This window comes from Mycobacterium sp., from assembly GCF_044223235.1.
Lineage (GTDB): Bacteria > Actinomycetota > Actinomycetes > Mycobacteriales > Mycobacteriaceae > Mycobacterium.
Genome location: NZ_JBGAME010000002.1, coordinates 428,107 through 445,186, shown reverse-complemented (window position 1 = coordinate 445,186; position 17,080 = coordinate 428,107). Strand labels below are relative to the sequence as shown.

Annotated in this window: 17 protein-coding genes; 6 read left to right on the top strand and 11 right to left on the bottom strand. The window is 69.6% G+C overall.

Annotated elements, in window-relative coordinates:
* The first annotated feature begins 35 nt into the window (after positions 1-35).
* On the top strand, positions 36-989 hold the full coding sequence (locus tag ADBZ6K_RS05165; protein WP_526344895.1) for an alpha/beta fold hydrolase: 954 nt from the start codon (positions 36-38) through the stop codon (positions 987-989).
* Positions 986-2,200 (top strand): LLM class flavin-dependent oxidoreductase, encoded by a 1,215-nt coding sequence (locus ADBZ6K_RS05160; RefSeq protein ID WP_526344762.1) that lies wholly within the window; start codon positions 986-988, stop codon positions 2,198-2,200. Before ADBZ6K_RS05165 ends, ADBZ6K_RS05160 begins: the two co-directional genes overlap by 4 nt.
* Before the next feature lie 7 nt (positions 2,201-2,207).
* On the opposite strand, the gene ADBZ6K_RS05155 is transcribed toward ADBZ6K_RS05160, so the two are convergent.
* Positions 2,208-3,761: a hypothetical protein gene (locus tag ADBZ6K_RS05155; RefSeq protein ID WP_526344761.1), complete on the bottom strand. Its 1,554-nt coding sequence runs from the start codon at positions 3,759-3,761 to the stop codon at positions 2,208-2,210.
* 155 nt (positions 3,762-3,916) lie between these two features.
* On the opposite strand from ADBZ6K_RS05155, the gene ADBZ6K_RS05150 reads away from it, so the two are divergent.
* Entirely contained in the window at positions 3,917-4,399 is a 483-nt protein-coding gene (locus tag ADBZ6K_RS05150; protein WP_526344760.1) for a TspO/MBR family protein, read from the top strand.
* A gap of 16 nt (positions 4,400-4,415) precedes the next feature.
* Here ADBZ6K_RS05150 and ADBZ6K_RS05145 read toward each other — a convergent pair whose 3' ends face one another.
* The 5 genes from ADBZ6K_RS05145 to ADBZ6K_RS05125 form a co-directional block, all read right to left on the bottom strand.
* Positions 4,416-5,111 carry an SDR family oxidoreductase gene (locus tag ADBZ6K_RS05145; protein WP_526344759.1) on the bottom strand — a complete coding sequence of 232 codons (696 nt, stop codon included), beginning with the start codon at positions 5,109-5,111 and terminating at the stop codon, positions 4,416-4,418.
* Between the two features lie 22 nt (positions 5,112-5,133).
* Positions 5,134-5,907: an MBL fold metallo-hydrolase gene (locus tag ADBZ6K_RS05140; protein ID WP_526344758.1), complete on the bottom strand. Its 774-nt coding sequence runs from the start codon at positions 5,905-5,907 to the stop codon at positions 5,134-5,136.
* Between the two features lie 9 nt (positions 5,908-5,916).
* Positions 5,917-6,720: an alpha/beta hydrolase gene (locus ADBZ6K_RS05135; protein WP_526344757.1), complete on the bottom strand. Its 804-nt coding sequence runs from the start codon at positions 6,718-6,720 to the stop codon at positions 5,917-5,919.
* 12 nt (positions 6,721-6,732) lie between these two features.
* Positions 6,733-7,560, bottom strand: coding sequence for an alpha/beta fold hydrolase (locus ADBZ6K_RS05130; RefSeq protein ID WP_526344756.1), 828 nt, complete (start codon positions 7,558-7,560; stop codon positions 6,733-6,735).
* Between the two features lie 91 nt (positions 7,561-7,651).
* Positions 7,652-8,605 carry a helix-turn-helix domain-containing protein gene (locus ADBZ6K_RS05125; RefSeq protein WP_526344755.1) on the bottom strand — a complete coding sequence of 318 codons (954 nt, stop codon included), beginning with the start codon at positions 8,603-8,605 and terminating at the stop codon, positions 7,652-7,654.
* 110 nt (positions 8,606-8,715) lie between these two features.
* Here ADBZ6K_RS05125 and ADBZ6K_RS05120 point away from each other — a divergent pair, with 110 nt between their 5' ends.
* Complete coding sequence (locus ADBZ6K_RS05120; protein WP_526344754.1) at positions 8,716-9,459, top strand: SIMPL domain-containing protein; 744 nt, start codon at positions 8,716-8,718, stop codon at positions 9,457-9,459.
* Here ADBZ6K_RS05120 and ADBZ6K_RS05115 read toward each other — a convergent pair.
* Genes ADBZ6K_RS05115 through dacB form a run of 5 tightly spaced genes read right to left on the bottom strand, consistent with a single transcriptional unit; the run spans position 9,452 to position 15,763 of the window.
* Positions 9,452-11,689 (bottom strand): molybdopterin-dependent oxidoreductase, encoded by a 2,238-nt coding sequence (locus ADBZ6K_RS05115; protein ID WP_526344753.1) that lies wholly within the window; start codon positions 11,687-11,689, stop codon positions 9,452-9,454. The genes ADBZ6K_RS05120 and ADBZ6K_RS05115 overlap by 8 nt on opposite strands.
* Before the next feature lie 20 nt (positions 11,690-11,709).
* Positions 11,710-12,339: a hypoxanthine phosphoribosyltransferase gene (hpt, locus tag ADBZ6K_RS05110; RefSeq protein ID WP_526344894.1), complete on the bottom strand. Its 630-nt coding sequence runs from the start codon at positions 12,337-12,339 to the stop codon at positions 11,710-11,712.
* Positions 12,340-13,314: a tRNA lysidine(34) synthetase TilS gene (gene tilS / locus ADBZ6K_RS05105; RefSeq protein ID WP_526344752.1), complete on the bottom strand. Its 975-nt coding sequence runs from the start codon at positions 13,312-13,314 to the stop codon at positions 12,340-12,342. It lies immediately after the preceding gene.
* Positions 13,293-14,384: an Rv3626c family coenzyme F420 biosynthesis-associated protein gene (locus tag ADBZ6K_RS05100; protein WP_526344751.1), complete on the bottom strand. Its 1,092-nt coding sequence runs from the start codon at positions 14,382-14,384 to the stop codon at positions 13,293-13,295. Before ADBZ6K_RS05100 ends, tilS begins: the two co-directional genes overlap by 22 nt.
* Positions 14,381-15,763: a D-alanyl-D-alanine carboxypeptidase/D-alanyl-D-alanine endopeptidase gene (gene dacB, locus ADBZ6K_RS05095; protein WP_526344750.1), complete on the bottom strand. Its 1,383-nt coding sequence runs from the start codon at positions 15,761-15,763 to the stop codon at positions 14,381-14,383. Before dacB ends, ADBZ6K_RS05100 begins: the two co-directional genes overlap by 4 nt.
* 150 nt (positions 15,764-15,913) lie before the next feature.
* Between dacB and ADBZ6K_RS05090 the strand changes: the two genes are divergently transcribed.
* Together ADBZ6K_RS05090 and ADBZ6K_RS05085 are read left to right on the top strand one after the other, a co-directional pair.
* A complete protein-coding gene (locus ADBZ6K_RS05090) occupies positions 15,914-16,402 on the top strand; it encodes an inorganic diphosphatase (RefSeq protein WP_526344749.1) in 489 nt (162 codons plus the stop codon).
* Positions 16,403-16,526: 124 nt separating this feature from the next.
* Complete coding sequence (locus tag ADBZ6K_RS05085) at positions 16,527-17,060, top strand: 2-oxo-4-hydroxy-4-carboxy-5-ureidoimidazoline decarboxylase (protein WP_526344748.1); 534 nt, start codon at positions 16,527-16,529, stop codon at positions 17,058-17,060.
* The last annotated feature ends 20 nt before the right edge of the window (positions 17,061-17,080 follow it).

Here is a 17,080-nt window from a genome sequence, read left to right as displayed (position 1 = left end):
TTCCCGGACCCGACGCGCTGTGCTTGGCTGAAACAGTGATGACGTCGACCGAGCGGCTCATCGACACCAATGGCGTTGCGCTCCGCGTCACCGAGGCCGGCGACCGCGGCGCACCGCTGGTTGTACTCGCCCACGGGTTTCCCGAACTCGCGTACTCGTGGCGTCGTCAGGTCCCGGCGCTGGCCGGGGCAGGCTACCACGTACTGGCCCCCGACCAGCGTGGATACGGCGGCTCGTCACGACCCGACGCCGTCGGGGACTACGACATCGCGGCGCTGTGCGGGGACATCGCGGGCCTGCTGGACCATGCGGATGCCGATCGGGCGGCGATCGTCGGGCACGACTGGGGCGCGGTCGTCGCATGGACTTTCCCGCTGCTGCATCCCGACCGGGTCGCCGCGGTCGCCGGACTGAGCCTGCCGCCGATTCCGCGACCGCCCGTTCCGCCGACCGAGATATGGCGCAAGAGGTTCGGCGAACACTTCTTCTACATCCTCTACTTCCAGCAGCCCGGAGTGGCCGACGCCGACCTCGGCGGTGATGTCCGGGCAACACTGCGAAGGCTGGTCGGCGGCTCGGCACACGGTGCCGCGTGGCTGGCGAGGCCGGGCGCGCGGGGCTGGGTATCGGGGATGCCGGAGCCGCAGGCCCTTCCCGAGTGGCTCACCGAGGAGGAGTTCGAGCACTACGTCGCGGAGTTCAGCCGGACGGGGTTCACCGGCGGACTGAACTGGTACCGCAACTATGAGCGCAATTGGGAGCTGACCGCTCACCCACCTGCGACCGCGATCACCGCACCCGCCCTCTATGTCGCGGGCACCGCCGACCCGGTGCAGTCGTTCACGCCGACCGACCGGGTGCGCGACGTCGTCCGGGGCGACTACCGGGCGGTCATGATCGAGGGCGCGGGCCACTGGCTGCAGCAGGAGCGCCCCGAAGAGGTCAACGCGGCCTTGCTCGGCTTCCTGTCCGGGCTGGATCTCCGATGACGGCGCCGCTTCGCTTCGGCGTGTTCATCACGCCGTTCCACGCCGTCGGCCAGTCCCCGACCGTCGCGCTCGAATACGACCTGGAACGCACGGTGGCGCTGGACCGGCTGGGGTTCGACGAGGTGTGGTTCGGCGAGCATCACTCCGGCGGCTACGAACTGATCTCGTGCCCCGAGGTGTTCATCGCGGCCGCCGCCGAACGGACCCGGCACATCAGGCTGGGCACCGGTGTGGTGTCGCTGCCCTACCACCACCCGCTGATGGTTGCCGACCGGTGGGTGCTGCTCGACCATCTCACCCGCGGCCGGGTGGTCTTCGGTGCCGGACCCGGTGCATTGCCGTCGGACGCGTACATGATGGGCATCGACCCCGTCGACCAGCGCCGGATGATGCGGGAGTCGCTCGAGGCGATCCTCGCCCTCTTCCGCGCCGCACCCGACGAACGCATCAGCAGGCACTCCGACTGGTTCACGCTGCGCGATGCCCAGCTGCAGATCCGTCCCTACACCTGGCCGCATCCCGAGATCGCCTGCGCGGCGATGATCTCCCCGTCCGGGCCGCGGCTGGCGGGAGCGCTGGGCACCTCATTGCTGTCGCTGTCGATGTCGGTGCCCGGTGGCTACGCGGCCCTGGAATCCGCGTGGGACATCGTCGTCGACCAGGCCGGGAAATCTCAGCGCGACGTGCCGGACCGGGCCCACTGGCGGGTGCTGGCCACCGTGCATCTGGCCGACACCAGGGACCAGGCGATCGAGGACTGCACCTACGGGCTCGAGGCGTTCGCCAACTATTTCGGCTCCGCGGGTTTCGCCCCGCCCCCCACCTCGATGGACGAGGCCGGGCGGCCCGGCGCGAAGAACCCGCGCGACTATGTTGAGCGGTACGCAGCGACGGGCAACTGCTGCATCGGCACCCCCGGCGATGCGATCGCGTTCATCGGAGACCTGCTGCACAAGTCCGGCGGATTCGGCACCCTGCTGCTGCTCGGACACGACTGGGCCGCACCGCAGGCCACCTATCACTCTTACGAGCTGTTCGCCCGCGAGGTGATCCCGCACTTCAACGGCCAGCTGATCGCTCCGCGCGCCTCGCACGACTGGGCCAGCGCCATGCGCGATCAGCTGCTGGGCCGCGCGGGCGAAGCCATCGTCAACGCGATCTCCGAACACGCGGCAGAAGCGTCCGATCCCGCCGACGAAGGGCGGCCCTGACGCGCCCTCAAGCGGCCATCGCAGCGGAACCGAGGACGACAGCTGTCGCCCCGCCGACGGGGATGCGCTGCCCCGGCTCGCCATAGACGCCGACGTCCGATCCGGTGAAGGCGTCAACGATCCAGCCCGCGGCGATGGCAGGCACAGCCTCCACGTTGCGCGGCTGCGGGTAACCGCACGCCAGCCACGCGAGCGGTCCGGCGCTGCTGCCTTCGGCATCCACATGGGTGCCGCCCTCAAGTCTGACCCCGACGAACCGGTCCGGCCGCGCATCGGTCAGCGCCACGGTGCCCGAGCCGAATGCGTTGCAGGACGAGCATTCCCCGGCGATCTGATAGATCGGGCGATCGTACGCGCCGGTGAGCCGGCCCGCCGCGGAGGCGATCGCCCCGCCATTGTCGACGCCGTCGAACATCACCACCGCCCGTAGGTCGCCGACGGCGTCACTGGTGGTGGTGTAACCCGCGGCCGCTGCGGCGAGATTGCCACCGGCGGAATGACCGGCGATGACATACTGCCGCGGCAGCGTCACGGGCCGGCCCGCCGCGGCGCTGGCGCTGTCGGTCAGCGCGGTGCGATCACCGCTGAACAGGTTGGCCACCGCCCGGTGCATCGGATCCCCGTTGATCCAGCAACCGTCGGGATCCAACGGGTTTGACGAGACGGTGGGCACGACGACGATGCTGTTGGTGTGCTCGGCCAGCTGCACCGCCAGCCCCGACATGTTGCTCTTCGACCGCAGGAACCCGTGCTGGAGGTAGATCGTCCCTACCGGCTCCTCGGGCTGATTCGGGAAGTACCAGTCGGCTTCGAGTTGCTGACCGCACCCGCAGCCGACATCCAGTGTCGACATACCGCGGGTGACCGAGCTGGTGGACGGGATCGTCGGCGGCGGGTCGAACACCCGGACGGCGGCGGCCACCGCGTCGATGAGTACCGAGCCGGCCGCATCGATCGGATTCATCGGTTCCCGCGCGGGCTCGATCCGCGCGGATTCGGTGCGCAGGAGGGGGGATCGGTCCAGGATCTGTCTGCGCAGCGCCGCCGGGGCCTGTCGTCGAGCCGGTGCCGCGGTGACGGAATCCGCGGATGCGGCCGCCGTCCGACCCGGGTACCGCTGTTCGGCGTCAGCCTCCACTGTCCCCTCTGCGGTTTCCCGATCGGTGTCGGCGTCGCGCGGCCGCGCCGGTGCGTCCCCGCGGCCATCCACATCGGTATCTTCCCCGGGCGCGTTCGAAGCATCGTGCCCCGCACGGCTCAACGTCCGGGCCGGGTTGCGCACCGCGATCGGGCGCGCCGAGAAGCGCATCGCCGGTCTGTCGACCGCGACTGCGGGGGCAGCGGAGCGAGTGTCGGCTGACGTCGAAGGCGGTTGCGGGTCGGACGTGTCCGCCGGGGCTGTGCCGCCGTCGGCTGCGGCACCGGGGTCCGGACCGGTTGAGGCGGACGTTGAGGTGGTCGCCGACGTCGAGCCCTCGCCGGTGTCGGCCTGCGCCACCGCTTGACCTACCAGAAGTGCAGCGGCGACGCCCAGCATCGCGGCCACGACTCGCAGCATCACGCTCCGCCACCCTCCGCCACCGTCCACGACCCCCCGGCCATCATCCGCCCGGGGCGAGGTGGGCGCGGGCAAGCGTCATGGTTTCGTCACACCTGCCGTGGGATGGGTCCTGGCCGATTCGGTAAACCGGAAAGGACACTTGGAGGAGGTCTCACATGCGTGGGAAGACGTTGGGTAAGACCGCTGCCGCCGTGGCGGCGGCCGCGGTGACGGGAAGCCTGGCCAGCGGGTCGGCCCGGTCGCCGTGGTACCAACGGCTACGCAAACCGCCGTACAACCCGCCGCAGCAGGTGTTCCCCGTGGTGTGGCCGGTGCTGTACACCGACATCGCCGTGGTGTCCGCCGACACCATCGACGCGCTGCGCAAACGGGGCGACCGCGACGGTGCGCGGGCATACATCACAGCGCTGGCGGTCAACCTTGTCCTGAACGCTGGGTGGTCGTGGCTGTTCTTCTCACGGCACTGGCTGGGCGCATCGGCCGTCGGGGCGGCCGCCCTCACGGCCAGCAGCACAGACCTGTCCCGCCGGGCCCTCGCGGCCCGGGGAGCGCCCGCCGCGCCGCTGGTCGCCTATCCGCTGTGGACGGCGTTCGCCACTCTGCTGGCCTCCCGCATCTGGTGGCTGAACCGGCGCTGACCGATTCGGAGCCGTCTCAATCCGGGTAGAGCACGCTGAGATCCTCGGCAAGCGCGCGTTTCACGGCGCGGGTGAAATCGTCGAACAGCAGCTCGTCCCGTCCTGTATCGATCGCCTCGACGATCGCGTCGGCGACGTCGCGCGCGGAATGCTTGGGTGCATCGGCGAATTCGGCAGCGAGCTCGGTGTCGATGAAGCCGACGTGCACACCGGTCACCTGGGTGTGTTGCGATTTGAGTTGCTGCCGAAGGCCGTTCATCAGCTGCCACTCCGCCGCCTTGGACGCGCTGTAGGTGACCAGCGGCGGCCTGCTGACGAACGACGCCACCGAAAGCACAGCGGCGATGGCACCGCCGCCGTTGGCCGCCAGCACGGGCGCCAACGCGAGCGAGACGCGAAGCGTCCCCAGGTAATTGGTGAGGATCTCATCGGTCGCGCCCTTCAGCGTGACCAACGGCCCCGGGCGGGCCACCCCGGCGTTGTTGATCAGGATGGTGGTGTCCGAACAGCGCGCGGCCACATCGTCGACGCTCTCAGAGTCGGTGACGTCGAGGGCGACCGGCACCGCGGCCGGGTTGGTGACCTGGTCCGGGTTGCGCGCCGCGGCGTAGACCTTGCCCGCCCCGTGGTCGAGCAGCGACGCGACGATCGCCGCACCGAGGCCGCGATTCGCCCCGGTCACCAACGCGACAGAGTCCTTGACAGCCGTCATGGTCAGAGTTCCTTTCCGTCGGTCAAATATCTTCGGGCACACCGCGGGTGAGCCAGTGAATGCGTTCCGCGACAGGGGAATCGGCCAGGACGGCACGCATCGTCGCTTCGGGCTCCCGGAAATGGGACCAGCCCTCGTAGTGCACCGGGACGACCGTTCTCGGTCGCAGCGCCGATATCAGTTCGACGGCCTCCGAGGCGGTCATCGAATAGCGCACGGGACCGGTGAACCCGAACCGCACGCCGCCCAGGTGCAGCAGCGCGACATCGGCAGACACGCGGTCGGCGACCTCACGAACGCCGTCGTAGAGCACGGTGTCACCCGACATCCACAACGCCGCGCCATCCTGCCCCTCCACCGTCACCGCGAACCCGATCACCTTGCCCGCAACAGGTCTGCTGAACCGGGGTCCGTGGCGGCAAGGCGTCGCGGTCACCGTCAGCGTCGGCCTGCCCTCGCCGCGCACACTGGTCGACGACCAATTGTCCAATCCTCGAATATTGTCGGCACCCAATCGGTAAGCCCCGGGGACGGTGGTGATCACCGTCGATGCCGCCGTCAGGGTGCCGCGCCCGGCATCGTCGAGGTTGTCGGCGTGGTGATCATGGCTGAGCAGCACGACGTCGATGTCGCCGAGATCCTCCACCGCAAGCGCAGGCCCGACGATCTTGCGCGACGAGGTGCCCCAGCCGAACGTGTAGCGACGGCCGGGCGGATCGAACGTCGGGTCGGTGAGAATCCGCCAGCCCGCGATCTCGATCAGCACGGTCGGGCCACCGATGTGCGTCAGGCGCATTCGCCGGCCTCAGCGCGCGTGCGCAAGCGCCCAGTCCAGTGCATAGTCGGCCACCGCCTCCCAGCCGGGCGCACCGCACGTCCAGTGATCGCGGCCGGCGAACTCGTGATAGTCCGTGTGTGCGGCGGACCCATGGTAGTGCTTGGCATTCGACTTGTTCACCGCAGGCGGCATGATGTGGTCGGAGCCCCCCGCGATGAACAGCAACGGTGCGCGGTCGTCTCGGCGGTAGTCCACCCACGTCTCCTGATGGCCGGGTTTGAAGTTCGCGATCAGCCCATAGGCCCACACCCAGTTACCCGGTGCGGCAATCGCATACCGGTCGTAGACCTCCTTCGACTCCTCCTCGGAGAGCGTATTGGTGAAGGCGTAGTGGAACTCCTTGGGAGTGAACGCGACCGCCCGGTGGTAGTTGGCCGGGTTCTTCAGCGCGGGGAACAACGACCGCACCTGCGAGAGCGGATTGACCCTGACACCCTCGGTGGGCGCGGAGTCGATCACCACGGCCGCCGCGCCAAGACCGCGATCGACGAGCAGCTGGGTCATTGTGCCGCCAAACGAATGGCCCATGATGATCGGCGGGCTGCCGAGCGCGCCGATGATATCCGCAAGGTGGTCAACGGTTTGAGGGACGGTGAGTTTCGCGATGACGTCGGGATTCTCGCGCAGCGCCTCGACCTCGATCTCGAAGCCGGGATACGCGGGTGCGAGCACCCGGAATCCCTTGGCCTCGTAGTACGAAACCCAATGCTCCCAGCTTCTCGGGGTCATCCACAGTCCGTGTACCAGAACGATCGTGTCCGGGGCGGCCACAGCTTCTCCTTGTCAGAATCGGTTCACGAAGGTGAGCAGGTCAGCGCCGAGCCGCTCCTTGTGGGTGTCAATAATGCCGTGTGGCGCACCGGGATACACCACGAGTTCGGCATCGGCGATGCGTGCGGCGGATTTCCTGCCCGCGATCTCCATGGGGATCATCTGATCGTCGTCGCCGTGGATCACCATCGTCGGCACGTCGACGGCATCGAGGTCGGCACGGAAGTCGGTCGCCGAGAACGCCGCGATGCATTCGTAGGCGTTCTGCGCACCCGCCTGCAACCCCCGCGCCCAGAATGCGTCGCGCACGCCCCGCGAGCGCAGCTGACCCGGGCGGTTGTTTCCGTAGTACGGACCGTCGGCGAGGTCCCGGTAACACTGCGACCGGTCCGCCAGCGATCGCTCGCGCAGGGCGTCGAACACCGCGACGGGTAAGCCTTCGGGGTTGTCCGGACCGCGGAGCAGAAACGGCGGCACCGCGGCCACCAGGGCGAGCTGGGCCACCCGCGACGTGCCGAGCCTGCCGATGTAGCGCACGACTTCGCCACCGCCCGTACCGAATCCGACCAGTGTCAGCTGACACAGATCGAGGTGGTCGATCAGCGCGGCGAGATCGTCGGCGTAGGTGTTCATCTCGTTACCGCCCCACGGCTGCGATGACCTGCCGTGTCCCCTCCTGTCGTGCGCGATCACCCGGTAGCCGTGGCCGGCCAGGAGCCGCTGCTGGGCCTCCCAGCTGTCGGCGCCCAGCGGCCAGCCGTGGCTGAGGAGTACGGGTCTGCCCGTTCCCCAGTCCTTGTAGTGGATCTCGGTCCCGTCGAGGACCGTCAGCATCGGCATCGCCTCCGAACCTATCCGTCGACGGCGTCGTCACATCGGCTGTGCGTGCACGGTTGTGGTCTCAAAATGCTGAGCCGCCTGCCGGGCCGGTCTACTGGCGCGCCCGCCAATCACGCGGCGTCTCACCGTATGCCGCGCGGAACCGGCGCGCGAAATGCGTCGGATCGGTGAACCCGTACGCCCGGCCGATCGCCGCCACCGTGAGGTGCGCGGACGCAGGATCGGCCAGCCTACGCCGTGCAGATTCGAGTCGGCGCTTGATGATCCAGTTGGCCAGGCTCAGCTCCGTGACGTCTTGGGCGCGCCAGAGGTTGTAGAGATGACGCACCGATATGTGGTGTGCCGCCGCGATACGGTCGGGACCGAGGTCAGGGTCGGTGATGTTCGCCTCGATGTACATCCGGATGCGCTCGCCCAGGCTGGCCGCCAGCGAGTCCCGCTGCCTGCCGTCTCCGGCAGCGGCGCAGATGACGGCGCGGATGAGGTGCACCGTCGTCGCAGCGATATGCACGAGCGCTCCGGGGCTGTCGCCCGCCGTCTTCGACAGGCTTACCAGGTAGCTGCACACCAGGGAATGCAGTGGGCTGGCCTCGCCGAGGTTGCGGCCGGCGCGGATCACGGTGTCCACCGGGACGTCCAGGACGGATCGGTCCATGTTCACCGCGATCGTGGTGCCGCGGCTCAGCCGCCGGTGGTCGTAGGCGGCGCCCTGATAGACGAGGACCAGCCGCGGCGATCCGCTCGCGGCGTGGTCGGTGCGGAACTGGTGGAACGTCCACTCCCCCGGGGGAAGCAGCGTCAGGCCTATCCGATCGGGATCGGCCGTCCGCACCTGCCTGGCGGTGCGCTCGAGCCACACCCCCGTGCCCGTCCTGCTCATCAGGGTGGTGCCGTTACCGTCGAGGTTCCACAGATCCAGCCGGGTGTGCACGTCGGAGGTCTGCAAAGGGGTCACGTTCGCGGGCACCCCCGCGGTGCGCATGGCCTCCCGCAGCGCATCCGCGCGATCGGCCTTGGCGAGGCCGGCGGTGTCCAGGACCAGCACCTGGTGGACGTTAGTTCACCGACGGGTGGGCCGCAGCGACCGATCACGCTGACGGCGAACACGGCCGCAAGCCGCCGTCGGCGCTTCGGCCGGCGGGTACGGTGCCAGGCATGCCGATAGCCCGCACCGCCGGAGTGCTTCTCCGCGCCTCCCGCACCCGAGTCGTCCTGCTTTGCGGGCTGGCGATCGCCGCGCTGGCGGCGTGTGACGCGGCATCCGGACCGGCCACCGCGCCGGCGACCGAAACCCGTCAGGTCACCGTGGTGGGATCCGGCGAGGTCCAGGGCAGCCCCGACACGCTCACCACCAACGTCTCGATGGAGTTCATCGCCCCCGACGCGACCGCGGCGATGGATCAGGCCAGCGAGCGGCAGCGGGCGGTGATCGACGGCCTGGTGCGCAGCGGCATCCAGCGCCAGGACATCAGCACTACACAGGTCAGCCTGCAGCCGCAGTTCGGCGGCCAGGACAGCACCATCACCGGCTACCGCGCGAGCAACTCGATCGACGTGCGGATCCGTCAGCTCGACAAAGCATCCGAGGCGCTGGCGCTGATCACCGAGACCGGCGGGGACGCCACCAGGATCAACTCGGTGAACTACTCGATCGAGGACGATTCCCAGCTGATCCGCGACGCACGCAGCCGGGCCTTCGAGGATGCCAAGAGCCGCGCCGAGCAGTACGCGGAGCTGTCCGGCCTGACCCTGGGCAAGATCCTGTCGATATCGGAGGCGCCCGGCGCCGGGCCGCCCGTCCCCGCGCCGATGCCCCGTGCGGCGATGGAAGCGGTGCCGCTCGAACCCGGACAGCAGACCGTCGGCTTCAGCGTCACCGCCGTCTGGGAGCTCACGTAAGCGCCGGCGACACTTCCACGGGCACCCCGTTGAGCACCGCCGTGCCCGACAACGGGTCGAGCGCGGTGCCGTCGTTGAGCTGATTGACGTTGACACCGGGGTGGCGGGCGGCCACCGCCAGCCGCGTGCCGTCCTGGCCGTGGCCCCAGCCGTGCGGCAGCGAGACGACACCGCGGCGGATGTCGCCGGTCACCTCGACCGAGACGGTCAGCTCACCGCCCGCACCCTTCACCACGGCGGTGTCACCGAGCCCGAGTTCCTCGGCGTCGCGCGGGTTGATGAACAGCGTGCAACGATTGGTGCCGCCGGCCAGAGCGGGCAGGTTGTGCATCCAGCTGTTGTTCGACCGCAGGTGCCTGCGTCCGACGAGCACGAAGGCGCCCGGCCGCCGGGACAGCGAGTCGCGCAACCGGCCGACGTCGGCCACCAGCGCAGCCGGGGCCAGTTCGACCCGGCCCGACGGGGTCCGCAGCATCTCGGTGAGCCGCGGGCGCATCGGCCCGAAGTCGACGCCGTGCGGCCACTCCGCGAGGCGCTGCAACGTCAGCCCGTCCGGCTTGGCGCCGAACGCATCCCCGTACGGGCCGACACGCAGCATCATGTCCAGCCGCCGCTCGTAGCCCGGCGCGGACGGCAGCATCGCGACGAGTTCGTCGACCGGCCGTCCGGCGATCGGTGAATTCGGGTCAGCGACCTCCTTGGCCATCGCGGCTGCGATGACCTGCTCGTCGACCAGCGCCGGATCGGCGTCGGGCCCCGCGCCGTAGAGGATGAGCGCCAGCCGGGACAGGATCTCAGGCTCGTCGGGGCGCCCGGCCGCCGTCGGCAGCGCGGGCGGGGAATAGCGGGCGGTGTTGCGGATCGCCAGATTGTTCAGCGCGACATCGAAGTGCGCACTCTGCGACGGCGGCGGGGGCGGCAGGATCACGTCGGCGTAGCGGGTCGTCTCGTTGAGGTACGGGTCGACGCTGACCATGAAGTCCACGCCGCCCAGCGCCCGGGCCAGCCGCCTGCCGTCCGGGGCCGACAGCACCGGATTGCCCGCGACGGTGATAATCGCCCGGATCCGGCCGTCGCCCTCGGTGTCGATCTCCTCGGCGAGGGCGGGCGCGGGCAACTCCGAGAGCACCTCCGGGTAGGCCGATACCCGGCTGCGCCACCGCCCGGTGACAAATCCGCGACCCTGATGCGGCGGTCGCGGCGCGGGCGCCACCGGAGACAGTGGGAACATGACACCCCCCGGCCGGTCCAGATTGCCGGTGAGGACGTTGATCACATCGATCAGCCAGCTGCCCAGGGTGCCGAACTCGACCGTGCACGTGCCGATCCGCCCGTAGACCGCCGCGGAGGGCGCGGCGGCGAGTTCGCGGGCCAGCACCCTGATGTCCTCTGCGGGCAGCCCGCAATGCGCGGACACGTCTTCGGGGGCGAAACCGCCCGCCAGCTCGCGGATCTCGTCGAGCCCGTTGACATGCGGTGCCAGCCCGCCCAGCCCGGGTGCCACCAGATCCTCGTCGAACAACACGTGCACGACGGCGAACAGCAGCGCGGCGTCGGTGCCGGGCCGGGGCGCGAGATGGCGATCGGCCATCGCCGCGGTGCGGGTGCGGACCGGGTCGATCACGACGAGACGTCCGCCCCGGGCGCGCAACGCTTTGAGCTTTCCGCCGAAGTCGGCGGCGGTGGCCAGGCTGCCGTTGGAGACCAGCGGATTGGCGCCGATGACGACGAGATGATCCGTGCGGTCGAGGTCGGGAACCGTGAATGCGATGGGGCTGCCGAACATGTAGCCCAGCGCGACGTGTTTGGGCATCTGGTCGAGCGTGCTGGCGGAGTAGACGTGGCGGGTGCCCAGCGCACGGATGATCAGCGGCGCGTAGAGGCTGCCTGCGATCGTGTGGGCGTTGGGGTTGCCGAGATAGACGCCGACCGAAGCGCCGCCGTGCGCGCGCACGACGGCACCGAGACCGTCGGCCACCGCAGCGAACGCCTCGTGCCAGGTGGCATCGGCGAGGCCGCCGTCCCTGCGGACCAGCGGGCGGTGCAGACGGTCAGGGTCGGCGTCGAGTTCGGGGAAGCTCGCGCCCTTCGGGCAGATGAACCCGGCGCTGAACACGTCGTCACGGTCGCCGCGCGCCCCGGTCACCCGGCCGGCGGTGTCGTCGACGGTGAGCGCGAGACCACAGGTGGCCTCGCAGAACGGACAGATACGAAGCGCGGTGCGGGTCATCGGACTTCCCTAACGGCGCATCAGTGTTCGTAGACCTTCGGATCCAGGGTTCCGATGTAGGGCAGGTCGCGGTAGCGCTCGGCGTAGTCCAGGCCGTAGCCCACGACGAACTCGTTGGGGATGTCGAAGCCCACGTAGGCGATGTCGACGTCGGCACGCACGGCGTCGGGTTTACGCAGCAGCGTGCACACGCGCAGCGACCGCGGGCGGCGGGTGGCCAGGTTGCGCAACAGCCAGGACAGGGTCAGCCCGGAGTCGACGATGTCCTCGACGATCAGCACGTCGCGGTCGTTGATGTCGCGGTCGAGGTCCTTGAGGATGCGCACGACGCCGGACGACGACGTCGACGAACCGTACGAGCTGACCGCCATGAACTCCAGCTGGGTCGGCATCGGTATCGACCGGGCCAGGTCCGTGACGAACATCACCGCACCCTTGAGCACCGTGACGAGCAGCAGATCCGCGTCGTCGGAGCCGACGATGGGCAGGTAATACTCGCCGATCTGCCTGCCGAGCTCGGCCGTGCGGGCCTGGATCTGGTCCTCGGAGAGCAGCACCGACTTGATGTCGCCCGAGTACAGCTCGGCGGCGGATTCTGCAGGCACGTGCCCAGCGTGCCATGCGGAGCCGCCGACAACCAGCGGACGGATTCACGCGGGCTCGATGTGGAGCCGCAACACGCCGTCGCGGCGTGCCGCGATCAGCCGCTGCAGGCGCAGCGGCGACCCGACGGCCACTCCGCCCTGACCCCGCCACGCGGTGACGAGGGCGTCGACGCCCCTGATGTGTTTGTCGGTGAGCCCGCTGGCCCCGCCCGACAGCAGCCACCCCCGAATGACCCTGCGCCGGATGGCATGCGGCAGCAGCGCCAGCTTCGCCGTATCCAGCCCGCCACCGTCGTGCGCGTCGGCCCGCGACCCGGCTAGCGCCCGCTGGGCCAGGTCGTCGAGGAGGTCGTTGTCGTCGCGCAGCGCCGTCGCGGTTCGGGCCAGCGCTTCGGCAACCCCACCGCCTAGCACTTCCTCCAGCAGCGGCAGCACCTCGGTGCGCAGCCGCACCCGGGTGAACCGCCGATCGGCGTTGTGCGGATCGCGCCACGGTGTGACACCCAGCTCGTCGCACGCCGCGTGCGTCACCCCGCGGCGGGTGCCCAGCAGCGGGCGCAGCCACGGCGGATCGTGCGGCCGCATACCGGCGATCGAACGTGCACCCGACCCGCGCCCGAGACCGAGCAAAACGGTCTCGGCCTGGTCGTCGAGCGTGTGGGCCAGCAGCACCGGCGCGTCGCCACGCGCACCGCCCAGCACCTCGTAACGCGCCGCGCGGGCGGCGGCCTCCGGCCCGCCGGCCGTCCCGACCGTCACGCAAAGAACCTGGGCATCGACACATCCCAGAGCCAGCGCCTGCTCACGGGCGGTGCGGGCGACCTGGGCGGATTCGGGTTGCAGCCCATGGTCGACGATCAGTGCCGTGGTCGGCCGCAGCCGGGCGGCCGCCGCGGTCAGGGCAAGCGAATCCGGACCGCCGGACAACCCGACGCACCAGCGCGCGGTGTCGGCGGCGTAGCGGCCGGCGAACGTACCCACCGCGGTGTGCAGCGCGGCTAGAGCACCCTGTCGATCCATCGCTGCGGCTCGTCGATTTCGGTTGGCAGGGGCAGGGTTTCCGGTCCGGACCAGATGGCGTTGAACCGGGCCATCCCCACCTTGGACACCACGTCGTCGACGAACGCCTTACCCCTGGTGTACTGGCTGAGCTTGGCGTCGACGCCCAGCAACACCCGTACCAACCGCTGCAGCGGGGGTTGCTTGCGTTTGCGGCGTTCGTCGAACCTGCGCCGGATGGTGGTCACGGTCGGCACCACGGCCGGGCCGACGGCATCCATCACGTGGTCGGCGTGACCCTCCAGCAGCGTGCCCAGCACCAGCAAGCGGTCAAGCGCCTGACGTTGCGGCTCGGACTGCACCGCACGCAGCAGACCGATCACGCCGTCCGAATGGGGCGCTCCGGCCGCGTTCGCCGGAGCTTGCCTGCGGTTACGCACGAATTCGGCCAGCCGCCCGACCACCGCGGTGACATCCTCGGCCGCGTCTTCGGTGAGCACCGCGAGCGCCGCAGACATGTGGTCGGCCAGCCACGGGTTGGCCCGGAACTGCACGCGGTGGGTGACCTCGTGCAGGCACACCCACAGCCGGAAATCGGCGGGCACCAGCCGGAGCTGACGCTCGACGCCGATGACGTTGGGGTAGACCAGCAGCAGTGCTCCCCCGTTCGGGGCGAACGGGTCGTACTGGCCCAGAATGCCCGCGGAGATGAAGGCGAGCACCGCCCCGGTCTGCGCTCCGGTGAGATGCCCGGTGATGAGCTTCGGTCTACCGGGGCCACCGGGGCCGTTCGGGCCATCGGAGCCGCCCTGGCCGCCGGTCATCACCCGCATGGACTGGGTCGCCGCGCGGATCCACTCGGGCCGGTCGACCACGCGCGCCTCGGTCACCGCGGCGCCCTCGTTGAGCCCGGTCACCTCGCGAACGGGCAGTTCTGCGTCACGCGCCGCCGCCGCCAGCTGGTCGATCACCTGGCGGCGGGTGTACTCGGTGGCCGCCGGGCCGGGCCGGACCAGCCGGGTGCCGACCGTCGCCGCGAACTGCCAGTCGACGGTGTGTCCGACGGTCAGTTTCGTGGCGGACGCGTTCACGCGGCGCACCCGCAGGATCGCAGGGTGGCCGCCACTGCGTCGATCGCCGTTCGCCCGGTCGGCCCGGCGTTGTTGGAGATCAGCGCGAACGTCAGCACCCGGCCGCTGGCGTCGGTGACGATGCCCGCCAGCGCGTTGGTGCCGGTCAGCGAACCCGTCTTGGCCCGTAGCCAGCCCGCGGCCGCACGACCGGACTCGGTGTCGAGGTAGCGGTTGGACAGGGTGCCGCTGCCACCCGCGATCGGCAGCAGGTCCACCAGCGGGCGCAGCGCGGGCTGTCCGCTTCCGGCGGCGGCGGTGACGACCTCGTCGAGCGTCTCCGCGGTCAGCCGGTCGTCGACGGACAGCCCGCTCGAATCGACGAGCGTGGCGCCCGTGGTATCGATGCCCGCCCCGGCGAGCTGCGTCAGAACCGCCTTCGCGGCGCCGTCGAAGCTTTGCGGACGGTTCAGGTGATCGGCCACCTCGCGGCCGATCGACTCGGCCATGACGTTGTCGGAGGCGTTCATCATGTCGCGCAGCCGCTCGATCAGCGGCGGCGACTGGACCACCGCGATCTGTTGTCCACGAACGGACGACGGCGCCACGGTGACCATCGCGGGGTCGACCCCCAGCGCACCGGCCAGCGCGCGCCCGGCGTCCAGCGCCGGTGTCGGCGACCGGCGCGAATCGACGGTGACCGGCTGGGTACGACCACCGTCGAGCATCACGGGCTCGATGGGCGCGATGTCGCCGCCCTGAATGTCCATCGGATCCCAACCCGGCGCCATGGTGGGACCGCTGTAGGCGCTGAGGTCCACCTGTACCGCCGTCACCGTCATCCCGGTGCGGCGCACCTGGGCTGCGAGGTCGCCGATGCGGGCGGCATTGCGGTACCAGGTCGGTTCCCCCGGGGGCGCGGCCGACAGGGTCGGGTCACCGCCGCCCTTGAGCACGACGACACCCGGCGCGACCCGTTGGTCGGCCACCACGGTGGTGGGCAGCGTCGCGTCGCGGTCGAGGGTGAGCAGCGCGGCGGCGGCGGTGAGCACCTTGTTGGTCGACGCGGGCTGCATCGGCAGTTCCGGTCCGCTCGCCCACAGCTGAGTCCCGGTCATGGCGTCGGAGATGCGCCCGGTGAGATCGCCCAGGTTCGGATCGGCAAGGACCGGCGCCATCGTCGCGGCCAGCAGCGCAGGCACCGGTTTAGGCGCCGAGTCCGCGACCGGGATGATCCCGGGGTTTGCCGATGCAGGCGCGGGAACCGGCTTGATCGTGTCGGCGCCGTCGGAGTCGTCCGTCGTGAGCACGGCGGCAGCAGCGACCACGACGGCAACCAGCAGCAGAACTGCCACGCCGAACACGATGTGGGTGGATCGACGCCACCGCGCGGGCCTCATAACTCTCCTGATCCCGATTGACGAAACGAACCAACCCTGTAGAGCAGGGTAACTCTCGTTTAGTGTTGATCCGCGTCGTCGCCTCGACGACCCGGACCCGAGAAGCCCGAGAAGCCCGAGAACAGCCCGAGAAACTAAGGAGTCGCCGCGGTGGAGTTCGACGTCGTCATCGAGATCCCGAAAGGTTCGCGCAACAAGTACGAGGTGGATCACGAAACCGGCCGGGTAAAGCTGGACCGCTACCTGTACACGCCGATGGGGTATCCGGCAGACTACGGCTTCATCGACGACACCCTTGGTGAGGACGGCGACCCGCTCGACGCCCTGGTTCTGCTGCCCGAATCCGTGTTCCCGGGAGCGATCGTCGAGGCTCGGCCCGTCGCGATGTTCAGGATGACCGACGAGGCAGGCGGCGACGACAAGCTGCTCTGTGTGCCTGCGGGCGACCCGCGCTGGGATCACATCCAGGACGTCGGGGACGTGTCGACGTTCGAACTGGAGGCGATCAAACACTTCTTCGTGCACTACAAGGACCTCGAGCCGGGCAAGTACGTGAAGGCCGCCGACTGGGTGGGCCGCGCCGAGGCCGAAGCCGAGTTCCAGCGCTCGGTGGAGCGGTTCAAGACCTCCGGTCACTGAGCCGGCCGTGATACGCGCGCGTTACCTTTTGTTACGCGCGCGCTAAATTCGCCATTCCCGGCTGGAAATCTGTAGCGGGGAACTCCGATCATTGCGGTGACAGATACACGGAGGTGTCACCGCAATGTTGATGCATCAGGGCATCGGCCTGGACGCATTCAACGAGCTGCCCGAGCGGAAGGCCGTGCACGCGCTCTACGAATGTGTCAACAGCGTGCCATTCGCCGCCGACATCGCGCGGGGCAGGCCGTATCGCGACCACAATCAGCTTTTCCGGCGCGCCGATTCGCTGCTGTTCAACCTCCCCGAGGACACCATCGACACGATCGTGCAGGCCTATCCGCACGTCGGGCGGCGGCCCCGGAGCGCGAAGTCGCAGGCGGAGCAGTGTTCCGTGTGGGATGACCGGTGCGAGGTGATGGCCGGGCTCGACTCGGCCGCGCAGCGTTACGCGGAGCAGTTCGGCTTCGGATTCGTGATGCTCGTCGACAACGTGAACGCCGAGGACCTCGCCGAGATTGTCCTTGCGACGATCACCGATCGCATGCACAACGACGCCGAAACCGAGCGCAAGGTCGTGCGCAACGAGCTGGGCAAGATCAACCGGACCCGGCTCGAGCGGATGCTCGGGCCGGAAGGCGGATACAGCAACTGGTAACGGCCTGGCCTAGTCTCGGC

Coding starts and splice junctions, on each gene's coding strand:
- ADBZ6K_RS05150 (WP_526344760.1), top strand. CDS start 3,917: ATGCGTGGGAAGACGTTGGGTAAGACCGCTGCCGCCGTGGCGGCGGCC.
- dacB (WP_526344750.1), bottom strand. CDS start 15,763: ATGAGGCCCGCGCGGTGGCGTCGATCCACCCACATCGTGTTCGGCGTG.
- ADBZ6K_RS05160 (WP_526344762.1), top strand. CDS start 986: ATGACGGCGCCGCTTCGCTTCGGCGTGTTCATCACGCCGTTCCACGCC.
- tilS (WP_526344752.1), bottom strand. CDS start 13,314: ATGGATCGACAGGGTGCTCTAGCCGCGCTGCACACCGCGGTGGGTACG.
- ADBZ6K_RS05145 (WP_526344759.1), bottom strand. CDS start 5,111: ATGACGGCTGTCAAGGACTCTGTCGCGTTGGTGACCGGGGCGAATCGC.
- ADBZ6K_RS05140 (WP_526344758.1), bottom strand. CDS start 5,907: ATGCGCCTGACGCACATCGGTGGCCCGACCGTGCTGATCGAGATCGCG.
- ADBZ6K_RS05120 (WP_526344754.1), top strand. CDS start 8,716: ATGCCGATAGCCCGCACCGCCGGAGTGCTTCTCCGCGCCTCCCGCACC.
- ADBZ6K_RS05115 (WP_526344753.1), bottom strand. CDS start 11,689: ATGACCCGCACCGCGCTTCGTATCTGTCCGTTCTGCGAGGCCACCTGT.
- ADBZ6K_RS05085 (WP_526344748.1), top strand. CDS start 16,527: ATGTTGATGCATCAGGGCATCGGCCTGGACGCATTCAACGAGCTGCCC.
- ADBZ6K_RS05130 (WP_526344756.1), bottom strand. CDS start 7,560: ATGCCGATGCTGACGGTCCTCGACGGGACCGAGATCCACTACAAGGAC.